This is a genomic window from Pseudomaricurvus sp. ABR4_320 (assembly GCF_056159445.1).
Genome location: NZ_JBSWVF010000011.1, coordinates 157,197 through 172,701 on the forward strand (window position 1 = coordinate 157,197; position 15,505 = coordinate 172,701).

The following is a 15,505-nucleotide window of genomic DNA, read 5'->3' on the forward strand; positions in this document are numbered from 1 at the left end:
GAGTCGGGACATGTTCAGTTTGTCTTTCAACAGGTTTTTCCTCATCAGCGCCATGTTGGCGGTACTGGCGGGGTGTACCAGCACGGGATCGCTGGAAGCGCCACCAGAGATTGATTCATCGGTGGGGACAGGCAGCGGAGCCGGCGCAGATGGCGGCGTCAGCACTGGCGGCGCAGAAACCGGTGGGCTCTATGGTGAAGAGCTGGGCGAAGATGGTGATGTGGCTGGTGAGCTGGATACCGTCTTCTATTTTGATTTTGACCAATCCACATTGAACGCCTCTTCTCGCGAAGCATTGATTGCCCAATCGGCCAATCTGGTTTCGAATCCTCGCACTGTGCGCCTTGAGGGACACGCAGATGAGCGTGGTACTCGTGAGTACAACATGGCTCTGGGCGAGCGTCGTGCCAAGTCCGTTCGTGACTTTATGGTATTGCAGGGCGTGGATGCGACCCTGATTGAAATGGTAAGCTACGGCGAAGAGTATCCGGCGGTTAATGGCTCTACCGAAGAAGCCTATGCGATGAACCGTCGGGTAGAACTCAAGTAACTGAACTCAGGTGAGGTGGCGCGTGTTGCTGCCTCATCTGCCCCGAATCCGGTAAGCAATTTCCATGAGTAAAAAAACTGCGTTATCCGCCGCCATCACTGCGGTGGTTTGTGTCTCACTGAGTGCCTGTCTGCAAGGTCAGGTCGAGGTCGTCGATAGTCAAAACCGACTGTTGGAAGAGGCGGCTAATCGCTCCCAGGAATCCGCCGACGCCAATGTTCAGCTGGCCCAGGCCCCCACCAGCGATGCAACCCCTTCAACGTCTTCGCCTTCCACAGCGGCTTCGGCTTCCCGCAGTCGCGGCGGTCTCGGTGGCTCTGCGGAACTCTACAACCAGGTCCAGCTGTTGCAGCAGGAAGTTCTGGAGTTGAGGGGGCTGGTAGAAGAGCAAGCCTATGAGTTGCGTCGACTTAAGCAGCAGCGGCTCGACGACTATGTGAACCTCGATCGCCGCTTGAGTGCCATCACCTCTGGTGGCAGTGCTGTAGAGGCGGCCAGTGGTGGCAATCTTCCGATGGATGCCGAATCTACCGATCCGGCTGGCGCAGGCAATGCCTCGGGCGCTGCCGCACCCGCTATGGGTGAGGTGGAGCAGTATCGTTCGGCTATCGATCTTGTCCTGCGACAGAAAGATTATTCAGAAGCCATCGTGCAGTTCAAAGCCTACTTAGAGAAATATCCTGAAGGCCAGTATGTGGCTAACAGTGAATATTGGCTCGGTGAAATCTATCTGTTGGAAGAAAACCTGGAGAGTGCTCGTGACTGGTTTAGTCGCTTGCTCGATGAGCATGGCGATCACTCCAAGGCGCCTGACGCGGCGTTTAAGCTTGGTACCGTTTATCATCGCCTTGGCGATGATGCCAAAGCACGTGAAATTCTCGAAGAGGTTGCAAAAGGCGATACCAACGCGGCTCGCCTGGCATCGAACTACCTTTCCAGCTCTATGAATTGATATAACGGCGCCGCCGCTTGCACTCCGTCTATCGCGGGGTGCTTGCAGCGCCCGCTGCGGCGTTTATCATACGCCTTTCTCTACCGAATTCCGGCCTTCCATGTCAGCTAGTCACCCGTCAGTGGTCACGCAAGTGCGGATCACCGAGATTTTCTATTCCCTTCAAGGCGAAGCCCGCACGCTGGGATTGCCCACGGTATTTGTGCGTCTTACAGGCTGCCCATTGCGCTGCCAGTATTGTGATACGGAATACGCATTTTATGGCGGCAGCAAACGAACCCTGGACGACATTCTCGATCAAGTTGCGGGATTCTCGCCTAAGTACGTCTGTGTTACGGGGGGCGAACCTCTGGCGCAGCCCGGTTGTCTTGAGCTGCTGACGCAGCTCTGCGACGCGGGTTATAGCGTGTCACTGGAGACCAGTGGCGCTATGCCCGTCGACAAGGTCGATGATAGGGTCAGCAGAGTGATGGATTTAAAGACCCCCGGGTCTGGAGAAGTCAGTCGTAATCTGTATAACAACTTGCCGCTGTTGACCGAGCGGGATCAGATTAAGTTCGTATTGTGTGACCGCTCAGATTACGAATGGGCTCGATTGAAAATCGATGAGTATCAGCTGACGGATATTGGCTGTGAGCTCTTGTTCTCGCCGAGCTTTGGACAGGTGTCGGCGCGCGATCTTGCCGACTGGATTGTCGCAGATAATCTGCCGGTTAGATTCCAGTTGCAGTTGCATAAAATTCTCTGGGAAGACGCGCCGGGCCGTTGAGCTTCCATTCACTCTTTTCATATAAGTCTGGCGTCGGAGATTGAACTATGACAGCAAAAAAAGCCGTGGTATTGGTCTCTGGTGGCCTGGATTCCACAACCGTATTAGCGATGGCGCTGGCCCAGGGGCTGGAATGCTACGCCCTCAGTTTTGATTACGGTCAGCGCCACCGAACCGAGTTGCGTGCTGCTCGCGAAACCGCATTGGCGCAGGGCGCCAAAGCCCACAAAGTGGTTGCTCTTGATCTCGGTAGCATCGGTGGTTCTGCCTTGACCGATTTGGCCATTGACGTTCCCGAAGAGGAGACGCCAGGCATTCCGATCACCTATGTCCCAGCCCGCAATACCGTGTTTTTATCCATTGCCTTGGGTTGGGCCGAAGTTCTCGGCGCAAGCAAGATCTTCGTCGGTGTCAACGCGGTAGACTACTCGGGTTATCCGGATTGTCGCCCTGAATTTATCAAGGCGTTTGAGACTTTGGCGAACCTGGCGACTCGGGCTGGGGTCGAAGGGCAGCACTTGTCAGTCGAGGCGCCGCTGCTGCAAATGAGTAAGTCTGATATCGTCCTGGCAGGGACCCAGCTTGGTGTGGACTATAGCCAGACGATCTCTTGCTACCAAGCGAATGACGAGGGGAGAGCGTGCGGCAAATGCGACAGCTGTCGCTTGCGTCGACAGGGGTTTCTGGACGCAGGGCTTGCTGACCCGACCCTCTACGCATCTTAACCTGTTGTTTTGGTTCACGAATTCAGCCTAAAAAAATCAAAGAAACTACTTGCCTTTTGAGAGCAAATCATTATTATGTGCGCCTCCTCAGGACGCAACCTGATTTGGGTCGTTAGCTCAGTTGGGTGAATCGGGATTTCGAGTCGCGCAGCGGCGAGCCGATGAACGACGACAATCTTTGATTGGCGGCCGGGAGAGCAGTTGGGCAAGCGCCCCGCTTGCAAAAAGGTGTTTAGAAACCTTCTTCGAATTCTAGAACGATTTTGGGTCGTTAGCTCAGTCGGTAGAGCAGTTGGCTTTTAACCAATTGGTCACTGGTTCGAATCCAGTACGACCCACCATATTTAACAAAAAAGGCTCACCCGGCGGGTGGGCCTTTTTTGTTTGTCGTATTCTCTCCTTGGTAGTCGCCTCCGCTTCAGAAACCCAAGAGCGTCAGCAGCACTCCATTTCCAATTTCCACAGCATGGATTTGGCGCCTTCATCGTTAATTTCGTCAAAGAAAGCGTAGAGCGTATTCATTTGCGCCCCCACGTAGAACAGATCGTCGTGGCGCATTTTTTCTTGTTGTTCGAATTTTTGCTCAAAATAGAGGCGCCAGCGATTGTCTTTCTCCAATGCTGAAATCTCTTTTTTGACGTGTTTTATCAAACGCTTTGCTTGCAAGTCACATTCGATGCCGCAAAAACTGACGTAACGATCCGCTGAGTTTTCCATATCTTCCCCCGTGAGTTGTGTGATGATCCCGGTGGACGTTACGACGAGAGCGATCTTATGTCTGTCAGCTGGCTGACATTTTATCGGTTAGGGCTTCGAGGGCATTTTGGTCTATGAGCGTCACATGGTGGCGATCAGGCCGTGAGATAACACCTTGCTTGGCCAGCCGATTGATGAGCGTGGATAAGGTCTGCCGGGATGTTCCCAGTAAGCTGGCCATAACTTCTATGGAGCCAATCAGGCGCACAGTTGTACTCTGTTGCTGTTCAGACTCCGTAAGTAGATAGCGCGCCAGACGACTTTCGACCGACCGAAAAGCGAGATCCTCCACCAGATTAATGGCGTTTTGCAGCATTTTGCCCACCTCTCTCAAGGTGCCTAACGCCATTTCCGGGTGCTGGGCAAAGAGCGCACGAATATCATGAATTGGCCAGCTGCGAACGGTACAATGAGTCAGGGCTTCGACCCAGGCCGAGGTGTGCGTCACGTAGATACTGCCTACTTGAAGATATCCCAGTGTTTGTTCACGAGCGGCACCAAACAGGCAGATTCGAGCTTCTCCCTGTTCCAGTGCAAAAACTCGATTGTCTCGATCGTCGGGGCGAGAGATCAGCGCTTTCGGATCGTAGTTCCGAAGGTTGCCTGGGGGCAGGTGCTCATTAAGAAAGTGAGAGTGGCCGTCCATAGTTTCCAAATCAATACAGTCGTAGAGCTGGCGTCATAGCGCCAGAGTTGAAACCAAATGAAAGTACGAATATTTACCACAGGTGGCACCATTGACAAAGTTTACTTTGATGCCTTGAGCGAATTCCAGGTAGGGGAGACCGCTCTGCACGATATTTTCGACGAAGCGAATGTTGCATTTGAGCATGTTGTCGAGCCGCTGATGCGCAAAGACAGTCTCGAAATCAACGACGCAGACCGGGAGTTGATTTGCCAAAAAGTTACCGACTGTGAAGAGAGTCGGATTCTGATTACCCACGGCACGGATACCATGGCTGATACCGCCAAGGTGCTGTCATCTATTGCGGGTAAAACCATCGTCTTGGTGGGAGCCATGCAGCCAGCTCGCCTCCGATCATCGGATGCAATATTCAATATCGGATTTGCATCTGCTATGGTACAGGCGCTGTCATCAGGTGTTTATATCGCGATGAATGGCCAAGTATTTGATGCGGGACACGTTAAGAAAAATCGCGCAGCGGGGCGGTTTGAAACCTTGGATTAGTACAACGTTGCGCTAAAAAGCGGATCAGGAATGTCTAGAAAATTAAATGGATGTTTAGGGTGTTATGGAAAATTGGGTTAAGTGCTTTATAACTTTAATTTGCTGTTTGGTGACATTTAATGTTTATTCTGAAACCTATGCAGAAACCTATATTGATGGGACTCATAGGACGTTTTCTGATAAAGAGTTGTTGGCCAGACAATGGGCGCTGATACATTTAAAGCCCTCCTCTCCGAATGAGGATGCCCACAAGCAGGTGGTGAATGTTGTCGATTACGAACTCGGCGGTGTTTCATCTTTTGTGGTGGGTGTTTCGCTCGTCGACAATGTTGCCGATAAGCCCTTATTTGTGTCTTCCGCAGACCTTGCGCTCGCGTCTCGAGAAGCGCGAGCGGTTATCTCTTATTTGCGTTCGCTGAATAAAGAGTTGCGAAAGAATGTTGAAGCTTTTGTGATACCTGAGGATATTATGAATTCCGGTTGGCAATGGGTCAGTTGCGCCTACTGCCAAGGGGGAACTGAAATTACCCTCAACGAAAGCCTGGTTGCTGAGCGACAGGCTTTACTCGACAAAATTCATGTGTTGCAGAAAAAAATTGACTTGCCTTATGTAAGACTGAGAGCCAACCATGTCGAGCTGCCGCTCGAGGATGGTCGGGTCGTTGTGGATGCAACAATGTCATGGCAATCCGGTGATGGTGAGGCAGACCCAGGGAAAGTTCGTATTGAATTTAAAGAAGTCTTTGATTCCTATGGGAATGAGATACCCGCTAACGCCGATGAATTAGTTTCGGGGATTATCAAAGTGGAAACTGAGGCTAGAGTCGCTCAAGTCAATGCGCACATTGAGCGAGTCGGGCTGGTTGTGACCCCTCGTCTTCCGACTGGCATTATTCGGAGAAAAGGTATGTAAGTCATTGTGTTTAGAGGTTTCCAGCGTTCTTGCTTGCGACTTATTGTTGTAAATAGCTTCTCCATTGTTGAACGCTATGTCTAACTTGTCGTTGCAGTTCTGACATTTCTTGTTCATTGCGCGGTGGCGTGTTTACGGGATTGGTCTTGAGTACAAACTCAAAAACGGTTGGCCCTTTAAAGCCGCTTTCCACGAGCACCTGCTGCCATTGTTCGAAATTAATGTTGCCCTGGTCGATGCCCTCACGATTGGAATCTGAGACATGAAATATGGCGTTCTTGGTACCATAGTTTTTCAACGTACTTATCGGGTCTGTTTCTCCGATATTCATATGAAAGCTGTCCATCAGAATTTGGATATCGCTGCAACCGCTGTCGTCGACCAATTGCTGATATTCTGTCGCCGTGTGAATCAGTGGGACTTCATAAAGATTGCAGGGTTCGTAAACGAGCGGAACTTGTTTTTTACCTGCATATTCAGCCAATGCTTTTGTCATTTTAACCAGCACTTGCCAGGCGCTAGTTCTTGATTCAGCGTTTATTGTCCAGCGACTTAATCCCTGTAGTGTTTGACCCACGCCGAGTTCTTTAGCGAAATCAATAGCTCGTTTATAGTAATTGATAGCATTCTCTTCAGTCGCTGCGGAGGCATTTGGCGGTGAGCAGTCAAAGGGGTCATAGATCAGTATTTGTAGATCGTATTTTTGGGCTGCTGCTGTAACCTCGTGAGGTTCCCACTTGTCAGCTGGCTCACAATATTGAACGGCATTTAGTCCCATCTCTTTGATGGTCGACATCATCTGATCAAGATCGTTGATTCCGAGTGTCCAGGTGCATATGCCCAGCGTATTTGTCATCATAATTAAATCTCTCATTTACAACCGCCGAAAGTGCAGATTGGCGCAGGTAATGAATCTCTTAGCGCTCTAGCCATCTGCTAGCGAATAAAATTGTCTTTTAGCAGGGAAACGACTTCACTAGTACGGCCATTCAATACCGCTTTGACACCGAATAGCGCCGTTGACGCGACCTGACTGGCTTCAATTTCCGGTGGCATAACAAGTTCCATACGGCTGACGCTGACGTCGAGTAAAGCTGGCCCGGAAGCATGTAACCATTCTTCGACCGCGGAGGGTAGTTCATCCGGGGTTTTTGCCCGCCATGCTTTCAGCCCACAGGTTTCGGCCAGTGCGGCAAAGTCTGGATTTTTCAGATCCGTATATGCATCAAGCATGCCTTCGACCCGCTGTTCCATCTCAACAAACCCAAGGGACGCGTTGTTGTAAATCACCAGTTTTACGGGCAGTTTTTCCTGCACCAGGGTCAGCAAGTCGCCCATCAACATTGTCATGCCCCCGTCGCCGCAGAGGGCAACAACCTGTCGATCTGGATAGGCTTTCGCAATACCCATTGCCTGCGGATAAGCATTGGCCATGGTTCCATGACTTAAGCTAGTCAAAAAGCGTCTGCGACCATTGGCATCGAGATGACGTAATAACCACACCATGGGGGAACCGCCATCGGCGGTAAAGATGGCATCGGGCGCTGCCATTTCATTGATCAGGTGTGTGAGAGTTTGTGGATGAATCAGGTCTTTGTTGGATTCGGCTTCATCCAAATAAGAGAGGCGATCTTTCTGCCATTGCTTAAGGGATTGCAACAGGTGCTTTTTGTCCTGCTGTTCTGGCAGCATGGGCAACAGGGTGTCGAGCGTAAAAGCGATGTCGCCGCACAGTCCCAAATCGACGGGACTGCGCTTGCCAATATTTGTGGCATCCAAGTCTATTTGAATGATGTCGGCATCTTTCGGATAGAATTGGGTGTAGGCGAAGTTGCAACCCAAGCATAAAAGAACCTCGGCATTGTTGACGGCATGCAATCCAGCTGCGTTGCCCAGAATGCCTGTCATGCCCACATTGAATGGATTGTTGGGTTCAATAAATTCCTTGGCTTTAGACGTGTGTACAACGGGAGCTTGTAGCCGATCTGCCAGTGCCACCACTTGATTGTGAGCGTTGCGCGCCCCATAGCCCGCGTAAATCGTTACCTTGGATTTTCCGGAAAGTCGTTTCGCCAGCTCTGCCATCTCGCTGTCGTCAGGGCGGGATACCGGCTTGGGATAACTGGGTTTCCACGCGTAGGCATCGTCGGATTTTTCGAGAAACATGTCACCGTTAACGACGACGACGGCAACACCCTGTCGATTAATGGCCGCTTGGGCAGCCATGGCCACGATGCGTCTCGCCTGATTGGGGTGAGAAATACGCTCACAGAATACCGAGCATTCCTTGTAAATCTGTGTCTGATCGAGTTCTTGAGGAAATTGCAGGCCTTCCTGCTGACGATCGACATTTGAGGCGATGAGCAGAACGGGAGCACCATTGCGATGACTTTCGAAGATGCCATTGATGAAATGCAGGCTTCCCGGTCCACAGGTTCCTGCGCAGACCGCTAGCTTGCCCGTCATATAAGCCTCGCCTCCGGCGGCGAATGCTCCGGCTTCTTCATGTCTCACGTGAACCCACTCGAGTTCTGACCGCCGAATAGCGTCGGTAAAATGATTGATGGTATCGCCAACAATGCCATAGCAGCGCTGGGCTCCCGCATCGATCAGGGTTTCAGTGATAATTTCGGAGACGGTTTTAGACATCATAAAGCTCCCGGTTTTTGGTTTCGCTTGCGGCCGAAGAGTGGTGGTCGTAATGCGGTTATTGAGTTCAACTAAATCGTGATGAAGGGCCGACATTGACGATCGCTTGTAACTTCAAGCAGTTAGTGTGTCGTGGCGGTCTCTGAAGGGAGTTACGTCCTGTTTGGGGAGCAAGACCAGGACGTTGATGGTTTTTTACAAAGCTGGATGTTTGTTTGCGGCGTTAAGTGTCCGCGCTATAGAGTTTGATAACGTCTTCAGCCGACAATTTTTCGGTATCTTGTTGAAATTCATAGTAAGCCGGTTTTTCATCGATAAATATCTCCCTTTGCAACGTAAATGGAACATCCTGAAAAAGGCCTGAAGACAGCGCATATTCACCATTGGGTTTGTAGAGATAGTAAATGTGTGAGCCGCAGTGTAAGCAAAAACCACGCTCTGCCCAATCTGAGGATTGGAAGGTTTTTGGTGGTACGCCGAAGAATTCAACATCGCTACCGCAGTGCACCGCAAACATCGGACCGCTCGTCCAGCGTCGGCACATATCACAGTGGCATAAGCTGATGTTGTGAGGAAGTGTGGCGGTGACTTCGACCGCGCCGCAGAGACATTTTCCTTTTGCTTTGGATGGCATTGTGGGTTCCTCCATGTAGCCTTGTGTCAAACTCGTGGTCGACAGAAGACTACAGTAGCGGACACCGTTAGCTTGGCAAAGTCAGAGTTCGGCTGTTTTCATTCGGCTTTTGAGAAATTGATAGTCTAGTGGCAAAAACGCCGTATTATCGAGGGAAATAGACGGAGTGCTAAGGCTTGGACTATCTGATGCTGAGTGAAAGATTGCGAAGAGGACGAGTGTTTTTAGTTCTTTGTAAAATGCCCAGTTTGATGCGTTTAACTCGTCGGAATATGCTGTTGTGTCCAACTTGCGCAAGGCGATCTGTTGCTCCTGGCGAGTGGTCTGCATAAAAGGCATATTCACGAGGTTATCTAGGTGTTCAATCAGTGTATCCAGGCCCTCTGCAAAGGCCGACTGATATTTTCGACTGAGCATTTTTGTGACGAGAGCATCAATATAGTCGGTAACTTTGCTGGCTTGATGCGCCTGGGATTGTGTGTTGGAAATCATTAACTCGCAAAGACGGCTTATCAATTGTATTTGCATGATGGTCAGTGCGCGGGGAGCGACGTCGCCGGTATTGGGTAAGCGATGCGTTGCGGCGGCGAGAACAGCGCTTCGTGTCGCTGCGCCAAATTTGGTTGCCAGCTGTTTCATGAGCTTGCGGCGGGAATGTTGGTCAGGCATAAAAGTCGCGCCTCTCCTGCGTGATGGCAGGAAATCATAGAGTTTCGCCTCGTCACTGAATGGTAGTCTAAGGGTAATAAACCTTGGCGTTTTCATTCAGTTGACTCATTCGTTGAGTCTTCACTGTAGAGCTATTTTCAACGTGTCTCCTTGACAAAAGTCATAATGATAGGGCTTTTGTCAAGGAGACACAGGTTGTGAACCAACGGTGCGCTGGGTGTCGCTTGAAGACATCCCTTTGGCGTCGAAAGTTTGATTTGCATCAGCCACAGTGACGTCATATTTGTCTGGTAAATATAAAGTCTTTATCTCTCCCTGGGTTTTTCTCATACTGACCGTGTGGAGACGGCCTAACGGCGCGGCTCCCGCGCTTAGTTTTGACCAGACAGCAGGAGGTTGTTAAGTGTCAACGGTATCCCGGCTAAACCCATGGCCTGCGCGGCTCGATTTGTTGCAGGGAATTACAGGGCTGTTCTTGGTGTTGTTCATGTGGGCACACATGTTTTTTGTGTCCAGTATCCTGTTGGGCAAAGACGCTATGTACTTTGTCTCCCGGATGTTTGAAGGCGAACCCATATTCGGTAAGTCCTATCCCATTCTGGTCAGCTTGGTGGCTGTCGCGATTCTTTCCCTGCTGTTGATTCACGCCATCATTGCGCTGCGCAAGTTTCCTTCAAGTTATCGCCAATATCACAGCCTGCATCGGCATATGGGGCGTTTTCACCATATGGATACGTGGCTTTGGTACGTGCAGGTGCTAACCGGATTTGCGTTAATGTTTCTGGCGACCATTCACTTGTATCAACTCTTAATGCACCCGGACAATATTGGCCCTTATGCCTCTTCGGATCGCATTTGGAGCGGGCGCATGTGGCCCCTTTATCTGCTGCTGTTGTTTGTGGTTGAGATTCATGGTGGTATCGGGATCTATCGCTTAGCCGTCAAGTGGGGGCTCTTTCTGGGTAATAACCCGCGTCGTAACCGTCGGCGTTTAACTCTCGCTAAATGGGGTATTACCGTATTTTTTCTTTTGCTGGGTCTCGCAACCCTGGCGGCCTATATGAAAATTGGTGCAGAGCATGCTGATCGTGTCGGTGAGCGCTATGCACCACAGGTGATGTCCGAAGATCCGCGGCCAACGGCAATACCTTATCTCGGCAGTCTGCGGTTACATTTTGCAGGAGATATATCATGACGGTGATTTATACCGATGCTCTGGTTATCGGCGGTGGGCTGGCAGGATTGCGCGCGGCTATTGGCATAAAGCGGCGAGGCTTTGATGTCATCGTATTGAGCCTGGTGCCACCCAAACGTTCGCATTCGGCTGCTGCTCAAGGCGGCATGCAGGCGAGCCTTGGCAACAGCGTTAAAGGCTACGGCGACAACGAAGATGTCCATTTTCTGGATACGGTGCGCGGCAGTGATTGGGGGGCAGACCAGCAGGTTGTGCGGATGTTTGTTAACACGGCGCCCAAAGCGGTTCGTGAACTGGCACATTGGGGGGTCCCTTGGAATCGCGTAAAAGCGGGGCAAATGCAAAGTGTGATCGATGGAAAGTCGGTGACATTAACAGAAGAGCAGGGCGCTCACGGATTGATTACCGCCCGCAACTTTGGCGGCACCCGCAAGTGGCGGACCTGTTATGTTGCGGACGGCACTGGGCATTCCATGCTGTACACCATGAGCAATCAGGCGATTGCAGAAAACATCGCCGTGCACGAGCGCATGGAGGCATTGTCGCTCATTCATGAGGATGGGCAGTGTGTTGGCGCTGTCGTCCGCAATCTGATGACTGGAGAACTGATTACCTATCTTGCCAAAGCCACATGTATTGCCACCGGCGGTTTTGGGCGTGTGTATCGCAATACCACCAACGCGGTGATTAATGAAGGTATGGGCGCAGCAATTGCGCTTGAAACCGGCATCGCTCAGTTGGGGAATATGGAAGCGGTTCAGTTTCATCCTACGGCGACCTTTCCCGCGGGCATCCTCGTGACAGAAGGCTGTCGAGGTGATGGCGGTTTATTACTGGATGCTGATGGGCATCGCTTTATGCCTGATTACGAGCCAGAGAAAAAGGAACTGGCCTCTAGGGATGTTGTCTCGCGCTGGATGGAGACACACATCGCAGCAGGTAAAGGTGTTCAGTCTCGTTTTGGTGAGCATTTGTGGTTGGATATCCGGCTGCTAGGGGCTGAGCACATCAACAGCCGATTACGCGAAGTCAAAGAGATTTGTCATTATTTTCTCGGCGTTGATCCTGCGAAAGACCTCATCCCGGTACGGCCCGCCCAACACTACTCCATGGGTGGTGTGCGCACCGATTATCGCGGGGAGTCGCCCACCTTAAAGGGGCTTTTTGCAGCGGGAGAGGCGGCCTGCTGGGATATGCACGGATTTAATCGACTCGGGGGGAATTCCGTCGCAGAAACGGTCGTTGCCGGTATGATCGTCGGTGAATATATGGCCGAGTTTATCGCAGATCAGCAGCAGGATCGGGGCTTTTCAACCGGCTTAATTAAACACTTTATGCGTTCTCAGGAATCTCATCTCGCGTCTTTTTCGGGTGACGAAAACCCGTTTCATCTGATCCGCGAAATGCAGACCATTATGAGCGAGAAAGTGGCGATATTCCGACACGGGGAACGTTTGCAAGAGGCGATTAGTGGCTTGCTGAGTATTCAAAAGCGCATGGAGAATATTGGCGTTAAGAGCAGCGGTGCTGGTGCAAACCCTGAATTAGTGGCGGCGTATCGTGCTCCGCGCATGATGAAACTCGCACTCTGTGTCACCCAGGGTGCATTGCAGCGTGAAGAAAGCCGTGGCGCGCATTTCCGTGAGGATTTTCCAAAGCGAAATGATCGGGATTGGCTGTCGCGCACCTTGGTTGTCTGGCCAGACGCTAAAAGTGAATTGCCGAATTTAGCTTACGAACCTCTGTCCGTTGAAAGTATGGAGTTGCCACCGGGATGGCGAGGATACGGCCGTAAAGATCATATTGAGCATGAGCAAACCCCTCTGAGAGAGGCTGATCTGAGAAAAATACGTGCTGACGCAGAGGGCCTGAGCGCGGAAGAAACACAGGAACGAGTGATGCCTTACGCAAGTATGCTGCCGGAAAACCTGCGCAGCGGTAATCAGCGCTATCACTATCAACAGACATTGGAGGAAGAGGTATGACTCGGAATCATGAGGCAACCATTCCGACAACGTCAGCACCGAGAGAGCTGACATTTCATATTTTTCGTTACAATCCTGCGGAGACTGGCGCGGCGCCCACGACCCAGTCTTACACGATTGAAGAGACGGATTTTATGACACTGTTTACGGTGCTGACTGAAATTCGTGAAACTCAGGATCCAACCCTGCAATTTGATTTTGTCTGCCGTGCAGGTATCTGTGGCAGTTGCGCCATGTTGATCAACGGCAAGCCATCCCTGGCCTGTCGTACTTTGACCAGCGAACTGCCGGATACGATTTTTCTGGCACCTTTACCGGGTTTTGAGCTGATCGGTGACTTATCGGTTAATACCGGTAAATGGATGCGATCTATGTCGGAGCGGCTGGAAACATGGATTCACGGACAAGAATCTCGTCCTGATCTAGCGAAGCTAGAGCCGGTGATGGAGCCCGAAGCGGCGGAGTCGATTTACGAATTGGAGCGTTGTATCGAGTGCGGCTGCTGTGTCGCGGGCTGTGGAACAGCCCAGATGCGAGAAAACTTCGTCGGTGCGGTGGGGCTGGTACAATTAGCCCGCTTTAATCTCGATGAGAGAGATACGCGAGAGGCGAGTGATTTCTACCAGGTCATTGGTGATGAAGACGGTGTTTTCGGTTGCATGACCTTGCTGGGTTGTGAAGATGTCTGTCCGAAAAACCTTCCTTTGGCTCAGCAGATTGCCTATATGCGACGTAAAATGGCGAAGATGGCATTCTGATGTTTTAAGGTGTCCTAGTTTTACGTTACACGTTAACGAAAAACTGGACCCAGCATTGTAGAAATCATCTTTCGGCATAGCTCAGTGCTGAGTAAAACTATTAATGATAATCCCAACATTGGTAGCAAGAGAGCCAGTAATGCAATAACGGTTGCGGGCATAATTAGTGGTGTTTCAGGGCGCGTGTAGGGTGCTTTGAATCGTCTCCCTGAAGGTCTCCTTTGCCACCACATCATGCCGCCGCTTATGCAGAGCAAAATTGTTCCCGCAGCAGTTATCAGTCCAAGAATCTGGTTTGTTACGCCAAATAGATGGCCTTCGTGAGCAGCAATACCCAACCCGATAATACGATCTGCAATAGGTTTGTCCGAAAAAGATAAATGACGGTTGATGCCTCCAGTCCTTTGGTCAATCCAATAGTCGTCGCGCACTGATCGGTTCTGGCTTAGTGAACTTAATTTCCATTCGCCTCCAGTTGCTTGTTGAGTCATTGATGGGTGATCTATGGAATGACTGCTATGTTCAAGATTGGTTGGGCTAGCGACGGACAGTTCCGCTGGAAGTGCGATATCGAGGCTTAGCGCGGTAGTGAGAACTTCCTGGGATAAATTAGCGGTATCGCTCGCTTGCGCTCCCCACGTTCGTACCTGATCAATTCTGTTGGTCGTCCAATCTTGTTCAACGCGTTGTTGGGACCACAAACGAATTTCTTTAAAAGCCCCACCCCATACGGTAGTCCAGGGTAGGCCGGTGATTAGCAAAAACAAGATAAGTAGACAAAACCAAAAGCCGATAACGCTGTGAAGATCCTTCCAGAAAAGAGATCGTTTATGATTGATCCTAGGGTAGAGTACGCCTGCCCAACCCGGTCGACGTGGCCACCATAAAAAGAGTCCGCTAATAATAAGTACGATTGTCCAACATGCTGACAGCTCAACAATGAGCGATCCTCGATCGCCGATTAGAAGCTCTCCATGCAGTATTTTGGCAAAGGAGGCTATATCGTCGTCGGCATTTTTAATTGTTAGAACGTTTGCGTTGTAGGGGTTTAGGTAAACGCGTAGTTTTTCTTCTCCGGACATTACGGTTATAGTTTGTGCGGAGTCTGGTGTTTTTTGTAGTTCCCAACTAAGAAAGCGTGCACCATTAGGTGAGGCCGAAAGGGCAGCGCTGATTAAAATGTTGGGGGATAAAGAAGCTCCCGTAATTTCCAGGTTCGAATAAGGTTTATCTCGCCAAGTATCAAGTTGTGGTTTAAAAAGATAAATGGCTCCTGTAAGTGACAAGAGAGCAACAATAGGTAAACACATTAGGCCAGCATAGAAATGCCAACGCCACACCAGTCGATAAATGCTTGTTTGTCGATAGGTCGTCATCTTCCTCTCCTAACAAACAGCACGTTATAAATCTACGCTAAACGATAAGTAAGCTGTTCGCCCTGGCCAGGGATGTGCAACATAGGCACGTTCGTCGGTAATATTATCAATTCCAATCGAAATCTGAGTTTGGGATGTAAGCTCGTACCATTCTTTGCGTATTCCGTTTATCCATTGAACACCTTGAGCCCCCCAATTTTCCGCAACGTTATCAGCGATTATCTTAATTTCCGATGTTTTCCAGCCACTGTTTCGATAGTCTTGAACCTGACCTTCCCGTGTATAGCTCGATGATTCTGGATTTGATGCAGAGGTGCGTTTAAAATCTTTGAGAATATCAAATTGTGTAAGGTTTGCTTCGATTTGTATTGAATCAGATAGCGGG

At 50.5% G+C, this 15,505-nt stretch carries 17 protein-coding genes and 1 tRNA gene; 10 read left to right on the plus strand and 8 right to left on the minus strand.

Annotated features, from left to right (window positions below):
* The first annotated feature begins 10 nt into the window (after window positions 1-10).
* From ACXAFR_RS20025 to ACXAFR_RS20045, 5 genes are all read left to right on the plus strand, one after another.
* The gene (locus tag ACXAFR_RS20025) at window positions 11-550 is read left to right on the plus strand and encodes an OmpA family protein (protein ID WP_475180107.1); all 540 of its coding nucleotides are present in this window, start codon (window positions 11-13) and stop codon (window positions 548-550) included.
* 64 nt (window positions 551-614) lie between these two features.
* Window positions 615-1,502, plus strand: a complete 888-nt coding sequence (gene ybgF, locus ACXAFR_RS20030) for a tol-pal system protein YbgF (protein WP_475180109.1) — start codon at window positions 615-617, stop codon at window positions 1,500-1,502.
* A gap of 100 nt (window positions 1,503-1,602) precedes the next feature.
* A complete protein-coding gene (gene queE / locus ACXAFR_RS20035) occupies window positions 1,603-2,271 on the plus strand; it encodes a 7-carboxy-7-deazaguanine synthase QueE (protein WP_475180111.1) in 669 nt (222 codons plus the stop codon).
* Between the two features lie 47 nt (window positions 2,272-2,318).
* The gene (queC, locus tag ACXAFR_RS20040; protein WP_475180113.1) at window positions 2,319-2,996 is read left to right on the plus strand and encodes a 7-cyano-7-deazaguanine synthase QueC; all 678 of its coding nucleotides are present in this window, start codon (window positions 2,319-2,321) and stop codon (window positions 2,994-2,996) included.
* 265 nt (window positions 2,997-3,261) lie between these two features.
* A tRNA-Lys gene (locus ACXAFR_RS20045) sits at window positions 3,262-3,337 on the plus strand.
* A gap of 94 nt (window positions 3,338-3,431) precedes the next feature.
* On the opposite strand, the gene cowN is transcribed toward ACXAFR_RS20045, so the two are convergent.
* Together cowN and ACXAFR_RS20055 are read right to left on the minus strand one after the other, a co-directional pair.
* Entirely contained in the window at window positions 3,432-3,713 is a 282-nt protein-coding gene (gene cowN, locus ACXAFR_RS20050; RefSeq protein ID WP_475180114.1) for a N(2)-fixation sustaining protein CowN, read from the minus strand.
* A gap of 64 nt (window positions 3,714-3,777) precedes the next feature.
* Window positions 3,778-4,398: a Crp/Fnr family transcriptional regulator gene (locus ACXAFR_RS20055; protein WP_475180116.1), complete on the minus strand. Its 621-nt coding sequence runs from the start codon at window positions 4,396-4,398 to the stop codon at window positions 3,778-3,780.
* A 57-nt stretch (window positions 4,399-4,455) separates the two neighbouring features.
* Here ACXAFR_RS20055 and ACXAFR_RS20060 point away from each other — a divergent pair, with 57 nt between their 5' ends.
* A complete protein-coding gene (locus tag ACXAFR_RS20060) occupies window positions 4,456-4,941 on the plus strand; it encodes an asparaginase domain-containing protein (protein WP_475180118.1) in 486 nt (161 codons plus the stop codon).
* 64 nt (window positions 4,942-5,005) lie between these two features.
* A complete protein-coding gene (locus ACXAFR_RS20065; protein ID WP_475180119.1) occupies window positions 5,006-5,854 on the plus strand; it encodes a hypothetical protein in 849 nt (282 codons plus the stop codon).
* A gap of 40 nt (window positions 5,855-5,894) precedes the next feature.
* Here ACXAFR_RS20065 and ACXAFR_RS20070 read toward each other — a convergent pair whose 3' ends face one another.
* The 4 genes from ACXAFR_RS20070 to ACXAFR_RS20085 form a co-directional block, all read right to left on the minus strand.
* The gene (locus tag ACXAFR_RS20070) at window positions 5,895-6,713 is read right to left on the minus strand and encodes a sugar phosphate isomerase/epimerase family protein (protein ID WP_475180122.1); all 819 of its coding nucleotides are present in this window, start codon (window positions 6,711-6,713) and stop codon (window positions 5,895-5,897) included.
* Between the two features lie 77 nt (window positions 6,714-6,790).
* Window positions 6,791-8,506 (minus strand): thiamine pyrophosphate-dependent enzyme, encoded by a 1,716-nt coding sequence (locus tag ACXAFR_RS20075; RefSeq protein WP_475180126.1) that lies wholly within the window; start codon window positions 8,504-8,506, stop codon window positions 6,791-6,793.
* 220 nt (window positions 8,507-8,726) lie between these two features.
* Entirely contained in the window at window positions 8,727-9,137 is a 411-nt protein-coding gene (locus tag ACXAFR_RS20080) for a GFA family protein (protein WP_475180129.1), read from the minus strand.
* Between the two features lie 81 nt (window positions 9,138-9,218).
* A complete protein-coding gene (locus ACXAFR_RS20085; RefSeq protein ID WP_475180131.1) occupies window positions 9,219-9,806 on the minus strand; it encodes a gluconate 2-dehydrogenase subunit 3 family protein in 588 nt (195 codons plus the stop codon).
* A gap of 403 nt (window positions 9,807-10,209) precedes the next feature.
* On the opposite strand from ACXAFR_RS20085, the gene ACXAFR_RS20090 reads away from it, so the two are divergent.
* From ACXAFR_RS20090 to ACXAFR_RS20100, 3 genes are read left to right on the plus strand one after another with little or no spacing between them, the layout of a single operon-like run.
* Window positions 10,210-11,001 (plus strand): fumarate reductase cytochrome b subunit, encoded by a 792-nt coding sequence (locus ACXAFR_RS20090; protein WP_475180134.1) that lies wholly within the window; start codon window positions 10,210-10,212, stop codon window positions 10,999-11,001.
* Complete coding sequence (locus ACXAFR_RS20095) at window positions 10,998-12,986, plus strand: fumarate reductase flavoprotein subunit (protein ID WP_475180136.1); 1,989 nt, start codon at window positions 10,998-11,000, stop codon at window positions 12,984-12,986. The genes ACXAFR_RS20090 and ACXAFR_RS20095 overlap by 4 nt, the downstream gene beginning before the upstream one ends.
* A complete protein-coding gene (locus ACXAFR_RS20100) occupies window positions 12,983-13,744 on the plus strand; it encodes a fumarate reductase iron-sulfur subunit (protein WP_475180139.1) in 762 nt (253 codons plus the stop codon). Before ACXAFR_RS20095 ends, ACXAFR_RS20100 begins: the two co-directional genes overlap by 4 nt.
* A gap of 32 nt (window positions 13,745-13,776) precedes the next feature.
* Here ACXAFR_RS20100 and ACXAFR_RS20105 read toward each other — a convergent pair whose 3' ends face one another.
* Together ACXAFR_RS20105 and ACXAFR_RS20110 are read right to left on the minus strand one after the other, a co-directional pair.
* Window positions 13,777-15,120 carry a PepSY-associated TM helix domain-containing protein gene (locus ACXAFR_RS20105; protein WP_475180142.1) on the minus strand — a complete coding sequence of 448 codons (1,344 nt, stop codon included), beginning with the start codon at window positions 15,118-15,120 and terminating at the stop codon, window positions 13,777-13,779.
* Window positions 15,121-15,144: 24 nt separating this feature from the next.
* The coding region (locus ACXAFR_RS20110; RefSeq protein WP_475180146.1) for a hypothetical protein at window positions 15,145-15,505 on the minus strand (361 nt) is incomplete at its 5' end.